Below are 17,408 nucleotides of genomic sequence, written 5' to 3' on the forward strand. Positions count from 1 at the left end.
AGTACCAATTCATGCAGAAACGCTGGACAGTAAAGAAATATCAACCAATACCGGAACAACAGCTGCAGGCAGCTTTGCGCATTCATCCCTTACTATGCAGATTACTGGTGCAAAGAGGCATCAAAAAATTTGATGAAGCCAAACATTTTTTCCGTCCAACACTGGAAGATCTCCACGATCCCTGGGTCATGAAAGATATGGATAAAGCGATCTCCCGCATAGAAGAAGCTTTTTTCAGACATGAAAAGATCCTCATTTACGGAGATTATGATGTAGATGGTACCACCGCGGTAGCAACTGTTTACAGCTTTCTCGAAACCATTTATTCAAACCTGGAATTTTATATCCCTCACCGCTACCGGGAAGGATATGGTATTTCCATGCAGGGCATTGAATATGCCCGGGACAATGATGTGTCCCTCATCATTGCATTAGACTGTGGGATCAAATCCACAGATCATATTGCACTGGCAAAAAGCTGGGGAATTGATTTCATTATCTGCGATCACCATCTGCCGGACCCTGTTTTACCAGATGCCGTGGCCATCCTCAATCCCAAACAGCTGGACTGCCCCTACCCCTATAAGGAATTAAGCGGTTGCGGCATTGGCTTCAAACTGATCAGTGCCCTGGCCCAGAAAAAAGGTATCCCCATGAAAGAGGTATACCAGTATTTAGACCTGGTGGCCACCAGTATTGCTGCAGATATTGTTCCCATGACGGGCGAAAACCGAATACTGGCCTTTCATGGTGTAAAACAGGTAAATGAAACGCCAAGCTCCGGTATCAAAGCTTTGATACAACTCAGCGGACTCAAAGAAAAGCTAACTACTTCCAATCTCGTATTCGTTATTGCCCCCCGTGTAAATGCAGCCGGTAGAATGGACGATGCCCGGAAAGCTGTGAACCTCTTCATCGAAAAGGATTACGAAAAAGCTTATGCCTTCGCCGAAATGCTTCATGCAGATAATTTCGACAGGAAGGAGATTGATATGACCATTACACAGGAAGCTATCAGCATCATTCAGCAGGATACCCTGCAACATACCCGCAAATCCACGGTATTGTTCCAACCACACTGGCATAAAGGTGTGGTAGGGATCGTAGCTTCCCGCCTGATCGATAAATATTTTTACCGCCCTACAATTATCCTTACACAAAGTAATGGACAGGTAGCAGGGTCTGCACGTTCAGTGGCAGGATTTAATGTATACGAAGCCATCCATCAGTGTAAAGACCTGCTGGAGAATTATGGCGGACACTTCTATGCAGCCGGCATGACCATGAAGCCGGAAAATGTAGAAGCTTTCCAGGAAAGATTTGAATCCATCGTAGCAGCAACAATAGATCCGGACCTGCTGGTTCCGGAGATAGTGATCGATTCAGAAATAAGCTTTTCCGACATCACCCCCTCCTTTTATAATATCATGCGGCAATTTGAGCCACTTGGCCCGGAAAACCTCAAACCTTTATTCATCGCAAGGAATGTAACAGATACCGGTTATTCGAAAATTGTAAAAGAAGAACATCTGAAGCTGTCCGTGAAACAACGCAACAGCAGTTCTATTTCCGGCATAGGCTTTTTTATGGCTGATAAATTTGACCTGGTGAGCAGTAAAAAACCATTCGATATTGTTTTCACGCTGGAAGAGAATGAATGGAACGGTAATACCACCCTTCAGTTAAAGGTTATAGATATCAGGGCCTCCGCATAGAATGATACAATTCTGCGACAGAATGATACGAATCGGCCAGAAGATTCAAAGGCCTGTCGTTATTTTTAGAGAGTTGAACCCACATTAACCCTCTAAAAATTTATCTTATGATCAAACGAATTTCACTGTTAACTGCTGCAATCATTTTTAGCTTTGCTTTTAGCATGAAGGCAACTTCGGGCGTCAAAATTCCCGAACCCGCACCAGCTTTGCATGCGCCCGCTTTTGTATGGAATTTCATATATGCCTTCGGTAATGGGCCCGTGCCGGGCTTAAGCTGGTCAGGTAACTACCTGTATATTTCCTCCGGTAACTATACGGTGTATTCCGCGAACGGATATGGATTCCTTACACCATCCACACCGGTTTATTGTAATGCCGTAGATAATGCAAATACCTATGTGCAGGTTGCTGTGACCGGCGGCGGCCCGGTTTCTTATTATGATTTCCAGGATTTTTAACAAAAGAGCTCCCCTATCGGCGGGTTACTTCTTTTGCCTGCTCAGCCAGTTGAACAAAGCAGGATCTCTGTAAACGTTGGTCCAGGCATCATGCCCACCGGTAGGGCTTTCTTTGTAATATATCTGCGTACTGCCGCAGGCTTTAATGGCCTGCACTATCTTTCTTGTTTCACTTACTTTGATGGTTGGATCATCGGTATTATGAAAAGTATAGATAGGCAGCTCTTTCATGCCGCAAGGGTTCATACGTGAAAGCCCGTAACCCGCAATAGGAACAATAGCTGCAAAACGCTCTGGATGGGCAGATGCCCAGATCCAGGTACCATACCCTCCCATACTTAAACCTGTCAGGTAAATACGGTTGGTATCGATCCGCAAGGAACGTTTTACATCTTCGTATAATGAATCCAGGCTGGGCAATTCCCAGGTAGGCGCAGTCAGTTTACATTGCGGTACGATCAGGATAAAAGGAAGATCATGCTTAAGTATCTCCGGCACACCTGTAATAGTGGCCCTGCTCAGATCATCACCCCGCTCCCCTTTTCCATGAAGGAAAAAGAGTACAGGCCAACGCTGTATACTGCGGCGGCGGTATTTATCCGGTAAGTAAACCAGGTATTTTTTGATGGAAGCACCAGGGTGGGAGATCGTTCTTTCAGAAAAATCCTGTGCCCGGCCTGAAAAAGAAAAGATAATCGTGAATAGAATGGTATAGGTAGCGTATCGGATCATTTACTTCTTTTGCTCACTTAACCAGGCAAACAAAGCCGGGTCTTTATATGCTTTAGTCCAGGAATCGTGGCCACCGGTTGGGTTTTCTGTATACTTTACAAGGGTGGATCCGCATTTCTTTAATGCATCCACCATGTCCCGCGAATTGGAAACATTTACAGTGCCATCATCCGCATTATGGAATACCCAAATAGGCTTGTTCTTTAATACACAGGCATTGGACGGAGTACCGGCACCACAGATAGGTATAATGGCAGCAAATTTATCCGGACTTCCCTGCGCCCATGTCCATGCACCATATCCGCCCATGCTAAGACCGGTAAGATAGATACGGGAAGGGTCCACGTTGTATTGTTTCAGTACATCTGCATATAAAGCATCGAGATTGGCATTGTTCCACCAATCATTACCTGCTTCTTCTTTGCATTGCGGAGATATCAGTATGTAAGGAAAATCTTTATCCTTAGCTGCAATGGCAGCAAGGCCCGCATTTTTCACCTTATTGAGGTCTGTCCCTCTTTCTCCCATACCATGCAGGAAAATGATCACCGGCCACTTTACCGTATTTTTCTTCTCATTATAGGAATCAGGAATTTGAAGCACGTAGTCTGTGATCCCTTTAGGATTATTCACTTTCTTAAAACTAACACCAAGTGTCTGTGGAGTAAAGTTGTCTATTACTACCGGCGGAGGATTTTCCGTGCCGCCACCACCCGGTACTTCAGGTACGGGATTTGACTTTTTGGAACAAGCCACCATTATCATTAGGGCAAAGCTGATTGCCACCATGTCACTAAATCTTGTGTTAGAATTCATATGGTCTGTAAAAATAATGGTTTTTCAGCATTAGAATCTGCAATGATTATACCAAAAGAAAAAGCTGGCAGCGCGAAAACCGCTGCCAGCTTAGTAATTACTATAATTCATCAGGAATTTATATATGAAATCCCCTCATGCCTATTCTTTTCCCATTAATTCAACACTGCGGTTCACAAATGCCGTCAGTTCTGCTCCCTGTAATAAGTTCTGGGAAAGCAAAGCCAGGTCAGCCAGGTTACGCACCAGCTTTTGTTGCTTTTCTGCATTTCCTTCTCCGAGGATATTCAGATAGATAGGGTGATTGGCATTCACCGTCATGGTGATCTCATCCGGCATACCTGCAAACATACTGGCGGAACCGCCCATCGCTGCCATATCTTTCATCCTGCGCATAAATTCAGAACGGGTTACGATCACCGGTTGGTCCTGCGCACTTAATCCTTTCAATTCCACTTTAATATTAGGCTGCGGAATTTGTTGGCCGAACATCTCTTTTAGTTTGCCTTCCTGCTCTTCACTCAATACACTAATAGCCTTTGCTTCGTTATTGATCAGGTTGTCTGCAATATCTGCATCCACCCGGTTGAACTGAACATTCTCCCACTTGGTTTCCATTTGGTTGATGAAACCGGCATCCACCATAGTATCCAGTTTCACTACTTTATATCCTTTAGCTTTTGCGGCCTGGATATAACTATCCTGTTGAACGGGATTCGTAGCATACAAGATCACCAGTTTACCTTCTGTGTTAGTTTGCAGCGCTCCTGTAGCTGTACGGTATTCCTCCAGCGTATAGAAAGTACTGTTATCCACATCTGCCATCACATGGAACTTGCTGGCTTTATCAGCAAATTTATCCTCCGTCATCATCCCATATTTCACGAACAGACCAATATGCTCCCATTTTTCTTCAAAGGACTTACGGTCTGTGCGGAACATTTCATCCAGTTTATCCGCTACTTTTTTAGTGATGTGCGCATTGATCTTTTTCACATTGGGATCTCCCTGCAGATAACTCCTGCTCACATTCAGCGGAATATCCGGAGAATCTATCACACCATGCAACAGCATCAGGAATTCCGGAACAATGTTCTTCACTTCATCCGTCACATATACCTGGTTACTGTACAGGCTGATCTTATCTTTCTGTATTTCGTATGATTTGGTGATCTTGGGGAAGTACAGGATACCGGTAAGATTGAAAGGATAATCCACATTCAGGTGGATCCAGAACAATGGTGGTTCAGCAAAAGGATACAGTTCTTTATAGAAGTTCTGATAATCCTCTGCAGTTAATTCACTGGGCTTTTTCACCCATGCAGGTGAAGTATTATTGATCTGTGTATCCTGGAAGCGGATGGGAACAGGTAAGAAGCGGCAGAATTTTTCCAGGATGGTGCGGATGCGGTTCTCATCCAGGAACTCTTCGCTTTCTTCATTGATATGCATCACAATGTCTGTGCCGCGCTCTTCTTTTACTGTTTCTTCCAGTTCATATTCCGGGCTGCCATCGCATTCCCAGCGAACGGCTTTTGTATCAGGGCGCCAGGATTTGGAATAGATCTCCACCTGGCTGCTCACCATAAAAGAAGAATAAAAACCAAGGCCGAAGTGCCCAATGATATTCGCTCCGTCTGTTTGTCCTTTATACTTGTTCACAAATTCTTCCGCACCGGAAAAAGCTACCTGGTTAATATATTTATCTACTTCTTCAGCCGTCATGCCCACACCACGGTCAGAAATAGTAATGGTCTTTTTTTCTTTGTCCAGCGATACAGTGATATCTGTATTTCCAATGTCGCCTTTAAACTCTCCAACGCTGGCCAGTGTTTTGAGTTTCTGCGTGGCATCCACGGCATTACTTACCAGCTCACGTAAAAAAATGTCGTGATCGGAATAAAGGAACTTTTTGATAATGGGGAAGATGTTCTCTGTTTGTACACGTATAGCGCCTTTCTGCATAATTGATCAGTTTTTAACGGAGGTTGCTGGTCAAAGGCTGTGCCAGCGCATGCCTGGCTGACAAGATGACCGTCTGCCCTTAAGTTAACAAAAACTTCTTTTCTCGTATACCTGAACTGGTGTAAATTCGGGTAACCATATTTCAGAACCCCTTTCAAACCCAAAACCCTTTATGAAAAGAGCTTTACTCCTGTCATGTTTACTGGTACCCTTCTTTGCCCTTGCGCAAACAAACCCGGTACCACAATCAGTACCCTACTTGCAAACATTTTCTGCCATGCCCCACAATTCAACTGTTTTGCCGGACGGTTGGCTGGGCTGGGTACTGAGCGGATCCCCTTCCGGTAATTTTAATCTGTTGCCGGCAGCTTCGGATAAAACCCTGGCGGCTAACAGCACAGCTTCCACCACCGCAAACGGCGTTCACAATTATAACGGCAAAGCCGGTTTCCTCAATAGCGGCACGGTAGACAATTCCCTGGTGCTGAGTGTGAACACAACCGGTAGCACCAATGTGAGCGTAGGTTTTGAGGTAATGACCATCCGCAACCCTTACGACAACAACAGTAATACCCGCATCAACGAAGTGGTATTGCAATACCGGGTAGGCACCAGCGGTAATTTCACCAATCTGCCATCCACGGCCTATCAAAACAATACCTCCCTGCAAACCGGCTCCGGGATTACTACTCCGCAGAACCTCGTTTTCAAACAGGTATTGCTTCCGGCGGAATGCGAAAACGCCCCTGTTGTACAATTGCGTTGGGTGAACCGCCAGATCAGCGGAGCCGGCTCCCGCCCTGGTTTTGCGATTGACAGCATTACTGTTGGCGGAGTGAGCGGAGACGTTACCCCTCCTGTGATCAGCAGTTTATCGCCTGCCGATGGAGCCACTGGCGTACAACCTGGCAGCAGCCTGGTGATCACTTATGATGAAAACATCCGTAAGAATGCGGGTAATATAACTATTCACGGTACCACTGCACAGGTATTAGATATCAACAATCCGGCTATCCTTATTTCCGGTAACACACTCACTATCCCCGCCACCCTGCGTGGGAACCGTAATTACTATGTTACGCTGGACAGTAATGCTATCCAGGATTCCAACGGTAATGGCGCTGTCGGAATTTCAGACAGTACCCAATGGGCTTTTGCCACCGGCAGCCAGTTGCTGGATTTCGAATTTACCGCCTGTACGAATAATCTCTCAGGCGGTTTCTCCCAATACAGTGTGACAGGAGCGCAAACCTGGGCCTGTACCACTTTTGGTCAAACCGGCAATGGTGTGCAGATCAATGGTTTTGCCAGCGGAGCAAGGGATAATGAGGACTGGCTGATCACGCCCGTGCTGGACCTCAGTAGTTTCAATTTCCCGCTTTTATCTTTTGCCACAAGAAGTGCTTTTGCAGGACCTGCCCTGGAGTTAAAAATATCCACAGATTACAGTGGCAGCGGGGATCCCCATCTCGCCAACTGGACGACCATCAATGGCCGTTTCCCTGAAACCGGCTCAGATGTATGGTCTGTTTCCCAGGGCATCAACCTGGCAGCTTTCAAAGGCACGGATGTTTATATCGCCTGGGTATACACTTCCTCTCCCACTTTACAGGCCAGCCGCTGGACCCTGGATGATGTACACATCACCAATTCCGCCACGGCGCCCCCTCCTACTGTAACCACTTCTCCGGCACAACTGGATTTTGATTATATCAAAGCAGGCAGCCGCTCAGAGCCACAGCCCTTTACTTTCTGGGCCAACGATCTTACAGGGCCCTTACATGTGACAGCGCCTCCTAACTTTGAAATATCGCTGGATAAGGTACAATACTATCCCACGCTTACTTTTAATGACACAGATCCTCATACGGTTTGGGCAAGGTTTGCCCCTTCCGCGGCAGATCAGAATTTTACCGGCACCCTGAGCTTCTCTTCTGCGGCCCTTTCTGCCAGCAGGGTAAACCTTTCCGGTACTTCCCTCCGTACCCTCAAAGTAGTGAACTGGAATATGGAATGGTTCGGACACCTGGGTTTTGGCCCTACAAACGAAGCACTGCAGCAGGCCAATGCCCTGAAAGTGATGCGCAGCGTGAATGCAGACATTTTTGCATTGGTAGAAGTGGTAGATACCATCCGTCTCAAAGCGATCGTGGATTCCCTGCCGGGATACAAATACCTGGTATCGGATTTCGGTTCCAGGGTGGATAGCCTTACCGCTCCATTATACGACAGTGCCCAGAAACTGGCCTTTGTGTATAAAGACTCCCTGGTGAAAAGTATCCGCAGTTATGGTGTATTACGTAAAGGAGGAAGCCCAACTGCCTACTACAACTGGTCTTCCGGCAGGTTCCCTTACCTGATGGAAGCCAATGTGATCATGAATAACGATACTGCCCGGATCCATTTCATTGTGCTGCATGCCAAAGCCAATACAGGGAATACAGCCGAAAAGATCGAAAGCTGGCATCGCCGGAAAGATGGTGCTAAAGAGCTGAAAGATTCCCTGGATGCGCAGTATCCTTATAAGAACATACTGGTGCTGGGGGATTTCAATGATGACTTCGACAGGACCATCACTGCTGAAATGGCGCCGGACACCACTACTTCCTATATAGATTTCAAACTGGATTCAGCCAATTACACGCCGTTCACATATGAGCTCAGCCTGGCCAAACAACGTTCTACAGGCTCTTTCCCTGATATGATCGACCATGCGATGGGATCCAATGAAATGCAGCAGGCCTATGTGCCACAATCTGCAAAGGTCCTGCGTTCTGTGGAAAGCCTCATTCCGTCATACACCACCTTTACTTCAGACCATTTCCCTGTGATCAGCCGTTATGATGTAAGGGTACTGGCACATCCTGTTGTGATCACCACTTTCACAGCCAGAGAGGATGATGGCGGCGTAAGATTAAGCTGGAACACTACCCGCGAGATCAATAACGACAAATTCATTGTAGAACGTTCCCTGAACCAGCGGAACTATACACCCGTCGATACCGTCCCTGCCCTCAATATCCAGGGAGCAGCTTATCAAAGCTTCGATGGCGCTGTATTACCCGGATACTGGCATTACCGCCTGAAACAGATCAGTAAAGACAGTACTATTCAATATAGCCCTGTACAAAGCGTGCTGGTATTGAGCAGGGAATCCTGGTTCAGGTTATTATGCCTTATCCTGGGCAGGCAGCTTTATATTTACATGGATGCCCCACAAGCCGGTCCAGCATCTATACAATTAATTGATTTACAAGGAGTAATTCGCTATCAAAGTCAACTGAACTTCTCCAAAGGCATGAATCTGAGAAAAGTCGATGTGGGGAACATGCCGGCCGGCATTTACCTTTTGAGGGTACAAAGCGGGAATAAGACAGAGGTGAAGAAGATATTTATTACTCGTTGATAATAAGCATATTAGAAAAATAAACGGGGATACTGCGGTATCCCCGTTTAAAATAACGGAAATTCGCGCCAGTAAAGCGGAAGAATCAAAAATTACCCCTATCTTTGCACTCCAATTTTTATTTTTTATTTACAATTAACAAACAAGGGAAAATTATGTCAAACTACGAATTGATGGTGATCTTTACCCCTGTGCTCTCTGAAGAGGACTATAAAGCCGCTCAGAAGAAATTCGCTGACGTTATCAAGGATAACGGCGGTGCAATTGTGCACGAAAATCCCTGGGGTTTAAAATCACTGGCGTACCCAATCCAGAAGAAAACCACGGGCATGTTCCTGGTTCTGGAGTACACTGCGCCATCCGACCTCAATGAGAAGCTGAAGATTCAGCTGAATCGCGATGAAAATGTATTGCGTTACATGGTGAACAAACTGGACAAACACGCTCAGGCGTACAATGCCCGGAAAAGAGGTAACCTGAATGCTGAACCTAAACCAGTAGAAGCTTAAGTTATGGCAGTAAAACAAGAAATTAAGTACTTAACAGCCGTTAAGCAGGAGAAGCGCCAGAAGAAATACTGCCGCTTCAAAAAATTAGGTATCAAGTATGTAGATTACAAGGATGCCGAGTTCCTGAAAAAATTCCTGAACGATCAGGGCAAGATGCTGCCTCGCCGTATCAGTGGTAACTCACTGAAATTCCAGCGCAAGGTAGCTGAGGCTATCAAGAAAGCTCGTCAAATGGCTTTATTGCCTTATGTTACTGACCTTTTAAAGTAAGAAACAATGCAAGTAATCTTAATACAAGACGTAGATAATCTGGGCCAGAAGAATGAACTGGTGACCGTAAAGAACGGTTACGCCAGGAACTTCCTGATCCCTCAAAAGGTTGCCGTAGAAGCAAGCTCTTCCAACCTGAAGCAACTGAACGAACGCGTGAAAGTGCAAAAGGTAAAAGAAGAAAAAATGCTGGCTGAAATCGCGAAAGTGGTGGAAGTCCTCAAAGCTTCTCCTGTGAAGATCGGTGCTAAAACCGGTACTTCAGGCAAGATCTTCGGTAGTGTTACCGGCGTTCAGATCGCCCGTGCTATCAAAGAACAAAAAGGTTATGAGATCGACCGTCGTCGTATCCATATCCTTGGCGATGTAAAAGAACTGGGTTCTTACAAAGCACGCCTCGATTTCGGTAAAGGAAACGATACCGAACTGGAATTCGAAGTGGTAGCTGAGTAATCTCTCCCGCTGATATTTGTAAAAGGGCTGTTCATCAATGATGAACAGCCCTTTTTAATGCAATTAGCGCAACAATTCCCCTAACTTATTTGTAATATCTGTCAACCCAATACAATCCCCTTTATTATGAAAAAGATTTTCGCAGCCCTGCTGCTCCTGTCAGTAACCGGTTCAGTAACCTTTGCACAAAATGTGCTGGACAAAGCAAAAAATACAGCCAAAGCCGCACAGGCTGCTGGCATAGATGTAAATGGCATAGCCAACTCAATCCTGGGGAAATTGTCGCCGGCACTATCCCTTTCAGAAACGCAAAAGCCAAGCGTACTAACCGCCGTAACCGGATTCCTGAAAGATAAATCAGGCATTCTCGGTTTGGCGAATACGGACAAAGCGGCTTATGCCTCTAAATTCGCTGGTCTGCAAGGTGGATTATTTAAAAAATTGAAGACAGTGCTTACGGTGGCACAATACACCAAGTTCCTGGGGTTAAAACCTAAAACGAACGATGCAACGAATGCATTATCCCAGCTGTTCTTCTAAAAGAACTATGCCGGGGGAAGGTTTTTCCCCGGCATTATTCGTATCGTAAAGCCACAATAGGGTCCAGCTTAGCCGCTTTCATGGCCGGATAAATTCCGGAAATTAGTCCTACCGTTGCACACAACAGAATTCCTCCGCTGATCCACAGCCAGGGCACCAGGAAAGTGGTACCCATCAATAAAGACACCGTATTTCCCGTTAGCATTCCCAGGATCACCCCGCAAATACCGCCCAGCACACTGATCATTATAGACTCTACGATAAATTGCTTTTTAATAGTGGACGATGTAGCCCCCAGGGCTTTGCTCACCCCGATCTCTCTTGTACGTTCTGCCACAGATACCAACATGATGTTCATCAGACCAATAGCAGAGCCAAAGAGCGTGATGAACCCGATCACACCTGCCGCCATCGTAACCGTCGCTAAACTGTTGAACAACATTTCCGCCACACTGTCACTCCGGCTCATGTAAAAATTATTCTCCTCAAATGAGTTCATCTTCCTGATGATCCTGAAATCACCTGTAGCCTCTCCTATAGCTGCATCTATTTTAGAAATATCGTTTACATTCACATTGATCATGTAAGAAGCATTGGGCCTGTTGAACACCCGCCTTGTGCTGGTCACCGTTGTTACCACCACATTATCTGCACTGAAAAGATTACTGCTGCCCTTGGTTTTCAGGATCCCGATCACCCGGTACCGCACATTCCCTACCCGAACATTTGTATTCAGCGCATATTCCGGTTTATCCGGGAATAATTTCTTCACCACGTCATTTCCCAGGATGGCCACATTCCGCCCGGATTCGATATCTGCCTTATTGAAATTACGGCCCATGAGCAGGTCGTAATTGGATAGTTGTAAATAATTCTCATCTCCCCCCACCACCTGTACCGTAGGGTTCGTTTTCTTTTCATCTTTATACACGGTCATGCCGCCACCAGCGCGAAAGGAAACGCCAACGGTAGCCGGGAAACTATAACGTTCTTTGAAAGCCATGGCTTCATCAAAAGAGATCACTTTATTCTTATTGGAATTCCGCACTTTCAGCTTCTGGCTGGTACCCCGGGTAGCATTGCCCCTTCCGCCTATCCGGATGTTCAGTTCCCGGTTGCGGATAGTGAACCCGTTGGCTCCCATATTGGCGAAGCTGTCATAGATCTTGTTCTGCATCACATCTATAGCCGTGAGGATACCTACAAGGGCCCAGATACCGAAAGCTATGATAGCCACGGTAAGGATCGTCCTTAAACGGTTGGCGCTGATGGAGCGTAGTGCCAGGAAGTATATATCGCGAACTTGCATAAATATGGGTTATAGTAAAGTTAATGTAAATCTGTACGCAAAAACGCATAAAAAAAGCGCTCCTTGATAAGAAGCGCTTCAATATGGAAGAACGGTAATTTTTAGAGGAACTGCAGGAGCAGGTTCGGGAACATTCCCAGCAGGATGATCACTGCCGCACCAACCACCAGCACGCTTTTGAAGCCAGTTGTGATAGGTTCTGATGTTTCCGCATCACCCGTTTTGAAATACATGGCTATGATCACACGGAAGTAGTAGTAAGCACTCACCGCAGCACATAAAACCGCCAGGATCACCAGCCACAGCAACTGCCCTTGCTGAACAGCTGCGCTGAGTACAAAGTACTTGGCAAAGAAACCCGCCGTTAATGGAATACCTGCCAGTGATAACAGGAAGATGGTATTCACCACTGCCAGCAAAGGATGTTTGCGGGCAAGACCATTATATCCTTCAAAAGTATAGTCCTTCAGTTTCAGGAGGATGGCAAAGATGCCGATGGTAGCTATACTGTAAGCGGCTGCATAAAGGATGATCCCCTGCATGGCCATTTCGTTCATGGCTACAACGGCAAAAAGCATAAAACCCGCCTGTGCAATACTGGAATAAGCCAACATTCGCTTCACACTCTGCTGGAATACCGCGGTAAAGTTACCGATCAGCAAAGTAGTAGCAGTAATGAGCGCAATGATCAATTGCCAGTGCGCGCTGAGATTACCGCCTGCAAAGCTCACATGGAATAAACGCATGAAAGCAATAAAGCTCGCAGCTTTTACCACAGTGGCCATAAAGGCAGTGAACACACTGGGAGAACCATCGTACACATCCGGTGTCCAGAAATGGAAAGGAGCAGCGGATACTTTAAAGGCCAGGGCAAAACCCAGCAGGATGATACCGCATAAAGCCAATGGGCTCAGGTCTCCGGTACCAAGCCCCATTTCACGGATATTGAAAGTGCCGGTAGCACCATAGATCAGGGCAATGCCCATCAAAAGGATCCCTGTTGTAAAGGAACCCATCAAAAAGTATTTCAGGGATGCTTCATTACTTTTCAGGTTCTTTTTGTCTACCCCGGCAAGGATATATTGCGGAATGGAAATGATCTCAATAGCCAGGAACAACATGAGCAGGTTGTTGAAAGAACCTGACAGTGTGATGCCGGAAAGGATAAAGAATACCAGTGCAAAATAATCCGCCACATCATCTCCTGCTTTTTCAAATGCGCTGCCGCACAGAACAAAGTAGAGGAAAGTAGTAGCAATAGCCACTGCATTGAAGAGTACGGAAAATTTACTTAGTTCAATCATGTTGTGCAGTACCACACTGCCATTGGTCACCAGCTGGGCATCGAACCAGTTGGCAATAAAAGCAATGATAGTGCCGGCGACAGCATAATATTTAATGTGCTGCCTGTTCTTCACAAACAGCCCCGTAAACATCAGTACAATCCCAAATACAGCAGTAGAAATTAATGCGTTCATATCTTAGCGTTACAGAATCTCTATTTAAAATTAATGGCATTCACTAACAATGAAGTAGTGTTCACCAGTTCCAGCAGCGGTTTGGGATAAAAGCCCAATACAAAGATCACCACTATCACCACACCAATGGCGAGCGTCTCTCCTGCTTTCAGGTCAACGATAGCAGCCGTTTGTGCATTAGCTTCTCCGAAGATCACCTTTTGCAGCATCCGCAACATATACACCGCTGCCAATATCACAGCAACACCTGCTACCGCAGCAAACCATGGATTATACTGGAATAAACCACTGAACATCAGGAATTCCCCGATGAACCCATTGGTTAAAGGAAGCGCAATATTCGCGAAGCTTACGATCACCAGCGTAATCGCCAGTTTCGGCGCATACGTGGCGATACCGCCCATTTCATTCAGGTTCTTTGTATTGATCCTGTTCTGTATCACTTCCACCAACATCCACAACCCGATGATATTGATACCGTGGTTGAACATTTGAACCATCACACCCTGCATGCTTTGTTCGTTATTCGCAAAGATCGCGGCACTCATTAAACCAATGTGCGCAATAGACGAATAAGCGATCAGGCGTTTCAGGTCAGATTGCATGATAGCAATACAGGAAGCATAAATGATCCCGATCACAGACAATACGATAGCCGCCTCCTGCCACATGTATGCACCTTTCGGTAATACAGGCAGTAACCAGCGGATCACGGCAAACAACCCCATCTTCACCATAATCCCACTCAGCACCATGGTAACGGGTGTGGGAGATTGCTCGTAAGTATCCGGCTGCCAGGTGTGGAAAGGGAATACCGGCATCTTGATGGCAAAGGCCACAAAGAATAACCAGAATAACCAGGATTGCTCTGTAGCACTCAGTTGATTAGAGGTAAAGATCGTCCAGCTGAAAGAGCCGCCTGTTTGACTGTAGATATAAATGATACCTACGAGCATCAGCAGCGATCCTGTAAAAGTGTAAACAAAGAATTTAAAAGTAACCGGCACAGCTCTTTCCCCACCCCACATTGAACATAGGAAATACACAGGGATCAGCGCCAGTTCCCAGAACATATAGAACACCAGGGCATCGTAAGCAGTGAATACACCGATCAACCCAGCCTGGGATAATAACATCAAACCATAGAATGCACCCGCGCGCTCATACTCTCTGCTGAAAATAGTGATAAAGATCAGCGGGAAGGAAATAGCAGTAAGCAGGCACAGCATCAGGCCCATACCATCCAATCCTACATTGAACTGCGTACCCAGTTGAGGGATCCAGTCTACTGTAAAGTGTAAGGCTTCCGGGGCAGTCTCAAACTGCGTCCAGGCAATCACCGTGATCACCAGGGTGGCTAATGAGGACAACAGGCTGAGTACTTTCGCACCCGGGCCTTTCGTTCCGAATGTGATCAGGCCTGTTATCAAAGGAACCAATATGAGTAATACTGTCAACATATCTTTTTCTTAATCCGCTATCGATTTATAAAAACAAACTGATCACAAACAACACGATCATACCAATCACCATCGCAAAAATGTAAAAGCCTACCTGTCCGTTCTGCAGTAACCGGAACTGCCGGCTGCTCCATTTTACACCACGGCCCACACCATTTACGGTAGCGTCAATACCAGACCTTTCAACGGTATCCTGGAAGAAACCGCTCAGCACCATCAAAGGTTTTACGATAACGGCATCATACAGTTCATCCACATACCATTTATTCTCCAGCACTTTAGCAAGCCCTGTATTAGCAACACCGCTATCCTGGTAATTCCTGAATTTGCTTCTTGCAAAGAAGATCACAATGATCACCAGCCCGGAGCTAAGCCCCATCAGGATCCATTCCAGTTCATGGCTCAGATGATGTGCATGCAGGAAAGGAACAGAAGGTGCAAAGACCGGGGCAAGATATTCACCCAGGAAATGAGGTACGCCAAATACTTCCGGCATACCAACATAACCACCGATCACAGAAAGTATTGCCAGGATGATCAGCGGGAATGTGATCGCAGCAGGACTTTCATGCAGATGATGCTCCTGCTCATGCGTGCCACGGAACTGACCGCTGAAAGTGATATAATATAAACGGAACATGTAGAAAGCTGTCAGTAAAGCACCGATCAAAGCCCCTGCATAAATGATCTTGTTAAAACCAAAAGCATGCGCCAGGATCTCATCTTTGGAGAAGAAACCGGAAAGTCCCGGAATACCTGCAATAGCCAGGCATCCGATCAGGAAAGTTATATTCGTGATGGGCATCCATTTTTTCAATCCGCCCATCTTACGGATATCCTGCTCACCGCCCATAGCATGGATCACGGAACCGGAACCAAGGAACAACAGGGCTTTGAAGAACGCATGCGTCATCACATGGAACACGGCAGCCGTATAAGCACCAACACCCAATGCGATGAACATATAACCTAACTGGCTCACTGTAGAGTAGGCCAGTACTTTTTTAATATCGTTTTGCTTCAGTGCGATCGTAGCAGCCAGCAAAGCTGTTACCAGGCCCACCACCGCAATGATCGTTTGAATGCAGGGGGCAAGTGTATAGATCACGTTGCTGCGTGCCACCATATAGATACCTGCAGTAACCATCGTTGCAGCATGTATCAGTGCAGACACAGGAGTAGGACCCGCCATCGCATCCGGTAACCAGGTATATAAAGGAACCTGTGCAGATTTACCCATGGCTCCAATAAAGAGCAGCATGGCCACAGCAAAAAGGATTCCGCTGTTTTCCCCAAGTGCAGGCACCTGTGCAAATACATCCGTGAAAGTAACAGAACCAAACTGTTGGATCAGTAAGAAGATGCCCAGCAAAAAGCCAAGGTCACCGATCCGGTTCATAATAAAAGCCTTGTTAGCTGCTTTATTATATGTGGTGTTCTTAAACCAGAAACCGATCAGCAGGTAAGAGCAAAGCCCCACGCCTTCCCACCCGATGAACATCATCACGTAGTTAGCGCCCAGCACCAGTATCAACATGGAGAACACGAACAGGTTGAGATAAGCAAAGTAACGGGCAAAACCTTCGTTACTTTCCTCATGCATGTAAGAAGTAGAGTAAATGTGAATGAGAGAACCAACGCCTGTAATGATCAGCAGGAACAAAGCACTAAGCTGATCTACCTGGAAGGCAAAGGGAATATGAAGACTGCCTACGCTGATAAAGTCGAACAGCGTCACCACCTGGGGTGTAAAACCCGGTTGGCGCACTTCAAAAAAAATGAGCAGGCTGATCACAAAACCAGCCAATATGGTACTGCTGCCAATTACGCCTGTCAGCGATTTAGATAAATACCTCCTGCCCAATCCATTGATCAGGAAACCTAACAACGGTAAGAACGGTACCAGCCAAACAAGATGTATCATCGATCTATACTATTTTTAAATTCCTTAGTTTTTCAACCTGCTGAGAATATTGATGTCTACCGAATGTGTGTTGCGGTACATCATAACAATAATGGCTAAGCCTACAGATACTTCCGCAGCTGCTACCACCATTACAAAAAATACAAAGAGCTGAGCAGAAGCAGCATCTACTCTGCCGGCATCCACCCACATTTTAGAAAATGCTACCAGCAACAGGTTCACTGCATTGAGCATTAACTCTATACACATGAAAATGATAATGGCGTTCCTACGCATCAATACTCCCATAATGCCTATGCAGAACAAGGCGATACTCAGGAAAATGTAATATTGAACCGGCATATTATATGATTAGCTGGCCAGAGGCCAA

The 17,408-nt window shown here is 46.0% G+C and carries 15 protein-coding genes; 7 read left to right on the forward strand and 8 right to left on the reverse strand.

What is annotated here, in order from left to right; all coding sequences use genetic code 11:
- Nucleotides 1–11 precede the first annotated feature (11 nt).
- Together recJ and BUR42_RS16785 are read left to right on the forward strand one after the other, a co-directional pair.
- Nucleotides 12–1,715 carry a single-stranded-DNA-specific exonuclease RecJ gene (gene recJ / locus BUR42_RS16780; protein ID WP_074240322.1) on the forward strand — a complete coding sequence of 568 codons (1,704 nt, stop codon included), beginning with the start codon at nt 12–14 and terminating at the stop codon, nt 1,713–1,715.
- Nucleotides 1,716–1,822: 107 nt separating this feature from the next.
- A complete protein-coding gene (locus BUR42_RS16785) occupies nt 1,823–2,176 on the forward strand; it encodes a hypothetical protein (protein ID WP_143197469.1) in 354 nt (117 codons plus the stop codon).
- Nucleotides 2,177–2,200: 24 nt separating this feature from the next.
- On the opposite strand, the gene BUR42_RS16790 is transcribed toward BUR42_RS16785, so the two are convergent.
- The 3 genes from BUR42_RS16790 to htpG all read right to left on the reverse strand — a co-directional run bounded on the left by BUR42_RS16790 (nt 2,201) and on the right by htpG (nt 5,689).
- Nucleotides 2,201–2,908, reverse strand: a complete 708-nt coding sequence (locus BUR42_RS16790; protein ID WP_084185612.1) for a carboxylesterase family protein — start codon at nt 2,906–2,908, stop codon at nt 2,201–2,203.
- Nucleotides 2,909–3,697: a carboxylesterase family protein gene (locus BUR42_RS16795; RefSeq protein WP_200798267.1), complete on the reverse strand. Its 789-nt coding sequence runs from the start codon at nt 3,695–3,697 to the stop codon at nt 2,909–2,911.
- Between the two features lie 168 nt (nt 3,698–3,865).
- Nucleotides 3,866–5,689 (reverse strand): molecular chaperone HtpG, encoded by a 1,824-nt coding sequence (gene htpG / locus BUR42_RS16800; protein ID WP_200798268.1) that lies wholly within the window; start codon nt 5,687–5,689, stop codon nt 3,866–3,868.
- 172 nt (nt 5,690–5,861) lie between these two features.
- Between htpG and BUR42_RS16805 the strand changes: the two genes are divergently transcribed.
- The 5 genes from BUR42_RS16805 (at nt 5,862) to BUR42_RS16825 (ending at nt 10,867) form a co-directional block, all read left to right on the forward strand.
- The gene (locus tag BUR42_RS16805) at nt 5,862–9,095 is read left to right on the forward strand and encodes an Ig-like domain-containing protein (RefSeq protein ID WP_074240325.1); all 3,234 of its coding nucleotides are present in this window, start codon (nt 5,862–5,864) and stop codon (nt 9,093–9,095) included.
- Between the two features lie 155 nt (nt 9,096–9,250).
- Nucleotides 9,251–9,604, forward strand: coding sequence for a 30S ribosomal protein S6 (gene rpsF / locus BUR42_RS16810; protein WP_074240326.1), 354 nt, complete (start codon nt 9,251–9,253; stop codon nt 9,602–9,604).
- A gap of 3 nt (nt 9,605–9,607) precedes the next feature.
- Entirely contained in the window at nt 9,608–9,874 is a 267-nt protein-coding gene (gene rpsR, locus BUR42_RS16815; RefSeq protein ID WP_074240327.1) for a 30S ribosomal protein S18, read from the forward strand.
- A gap of 6 nt (nt 9,875–9,880) precedes the next feature.
- Nucleotides 9,881–10,327, forward strand: a complete 447-nt coding sequence (gene rplI / locus BUR42_RS16820; RefSeq protein WP_074240328.1) for a 50S ribosomal protein L9 — start codon at nt 9,881–9,883, stop codon at nt 10,325–10,327.
- Between the two features lie 126 nt (nt 10,328–10,453).
- On the forward strand, nt 10,454–10,867 hold the full coding sequence (locus tag BUR42_RS16825; protein ID WP_074240329.1) for a hypothetical protein: 414 nt from the start codon (nt 10,454–10,456) through the stop codon (nt 10,865–10,867).
- Nucleotides 10,868–10,901: 34 nt separating this feature from the next.
- Here BUR42_RS16825 and BUR42_RS16830 read toward each other — a convergent pair whose 3' ends face one another.
- The 5 genes from BUR42_RS16830 to nuoK form a co-directional block, all read right to left on the reverse strand.
- Nucleotides 10,902–12,176 carry an ABC transporter permease gene (locus BUR42_RS16830; RefSeq protein ID WP_074240330.1) on the reverse strand — a complete coding sequence of 425 codons (1,275 nt, stop codon included), beginning with the start codon at nt 12,174–12,176 and terminating at the stop codon, nt 10,902–10,904.
- 101 nt (nt 12,177–12,277) lie between these two features.
- Nucleotides 12,278–13,654: an NADH-quinone oxidoreductase subunit N gene (locus BUR42_RS16835; RefSeq protein ID WP_074240331.1), complete on the reverse strand. Its 1,377-nt coding sequence runs from the start codon at nt 13,652–13,654 to the stop codon at nt 12,278–12,280.
- Nucleotides 13,655–13,674: 20 nt separating this feature from the next.
- A complete protein-coding gene (locus tag BUR42_RS16840; RefSeq protein ID WP_074240332.1) occupies nt 13,675–15,114 on the reverse strand; it encodes a complex I subunit 4 family protein in 1,440 nt (479 codons plus the stop codon).
- Between the two features lie 25 nt (nt 15,115–15,139).
- Nucleotides 15,140–17,038 (reverse strand): NADH-quinone oxidoreductase subunit L, encoded by a 1,899-nt coding sequence (nuoL, locus tag BUR42_RS16845; RefSeq protein WP_074240333.1) that lies wholly within the window; start codon nt 17,036–17,038, stop codon nt 15,140–15,142.
- A 24-nt stretch (nt 17,039–17,062) separates the two neighbouring features.
- Nucleotides 17,063–17,380 (reverse strand): NADH-quinone oxidoreductase subunit NuoK, encoded by a 318-nt coding sequence (gene nuoK / locus BUR42_RS16850; RefSeq protein ID WP_074240334.1) that lies wholly within the window; start codon nt 17,378–17,380, stop codon nt 17,063–17,065.
- Between the last annotated feature and the right edge of the window lie 28 nt (nt 17,381–17,408).

Source organism: Chitinophaga niabensis (assembly GCF_900129465.1).
GTDB classification, from domain to species: domain Bacteria; phylum Bacteroidota; class Bacteroidia; order Chitinophagales; family Chitinophagaceae; genus Chitinophaga; species Chitinophaga niabensis.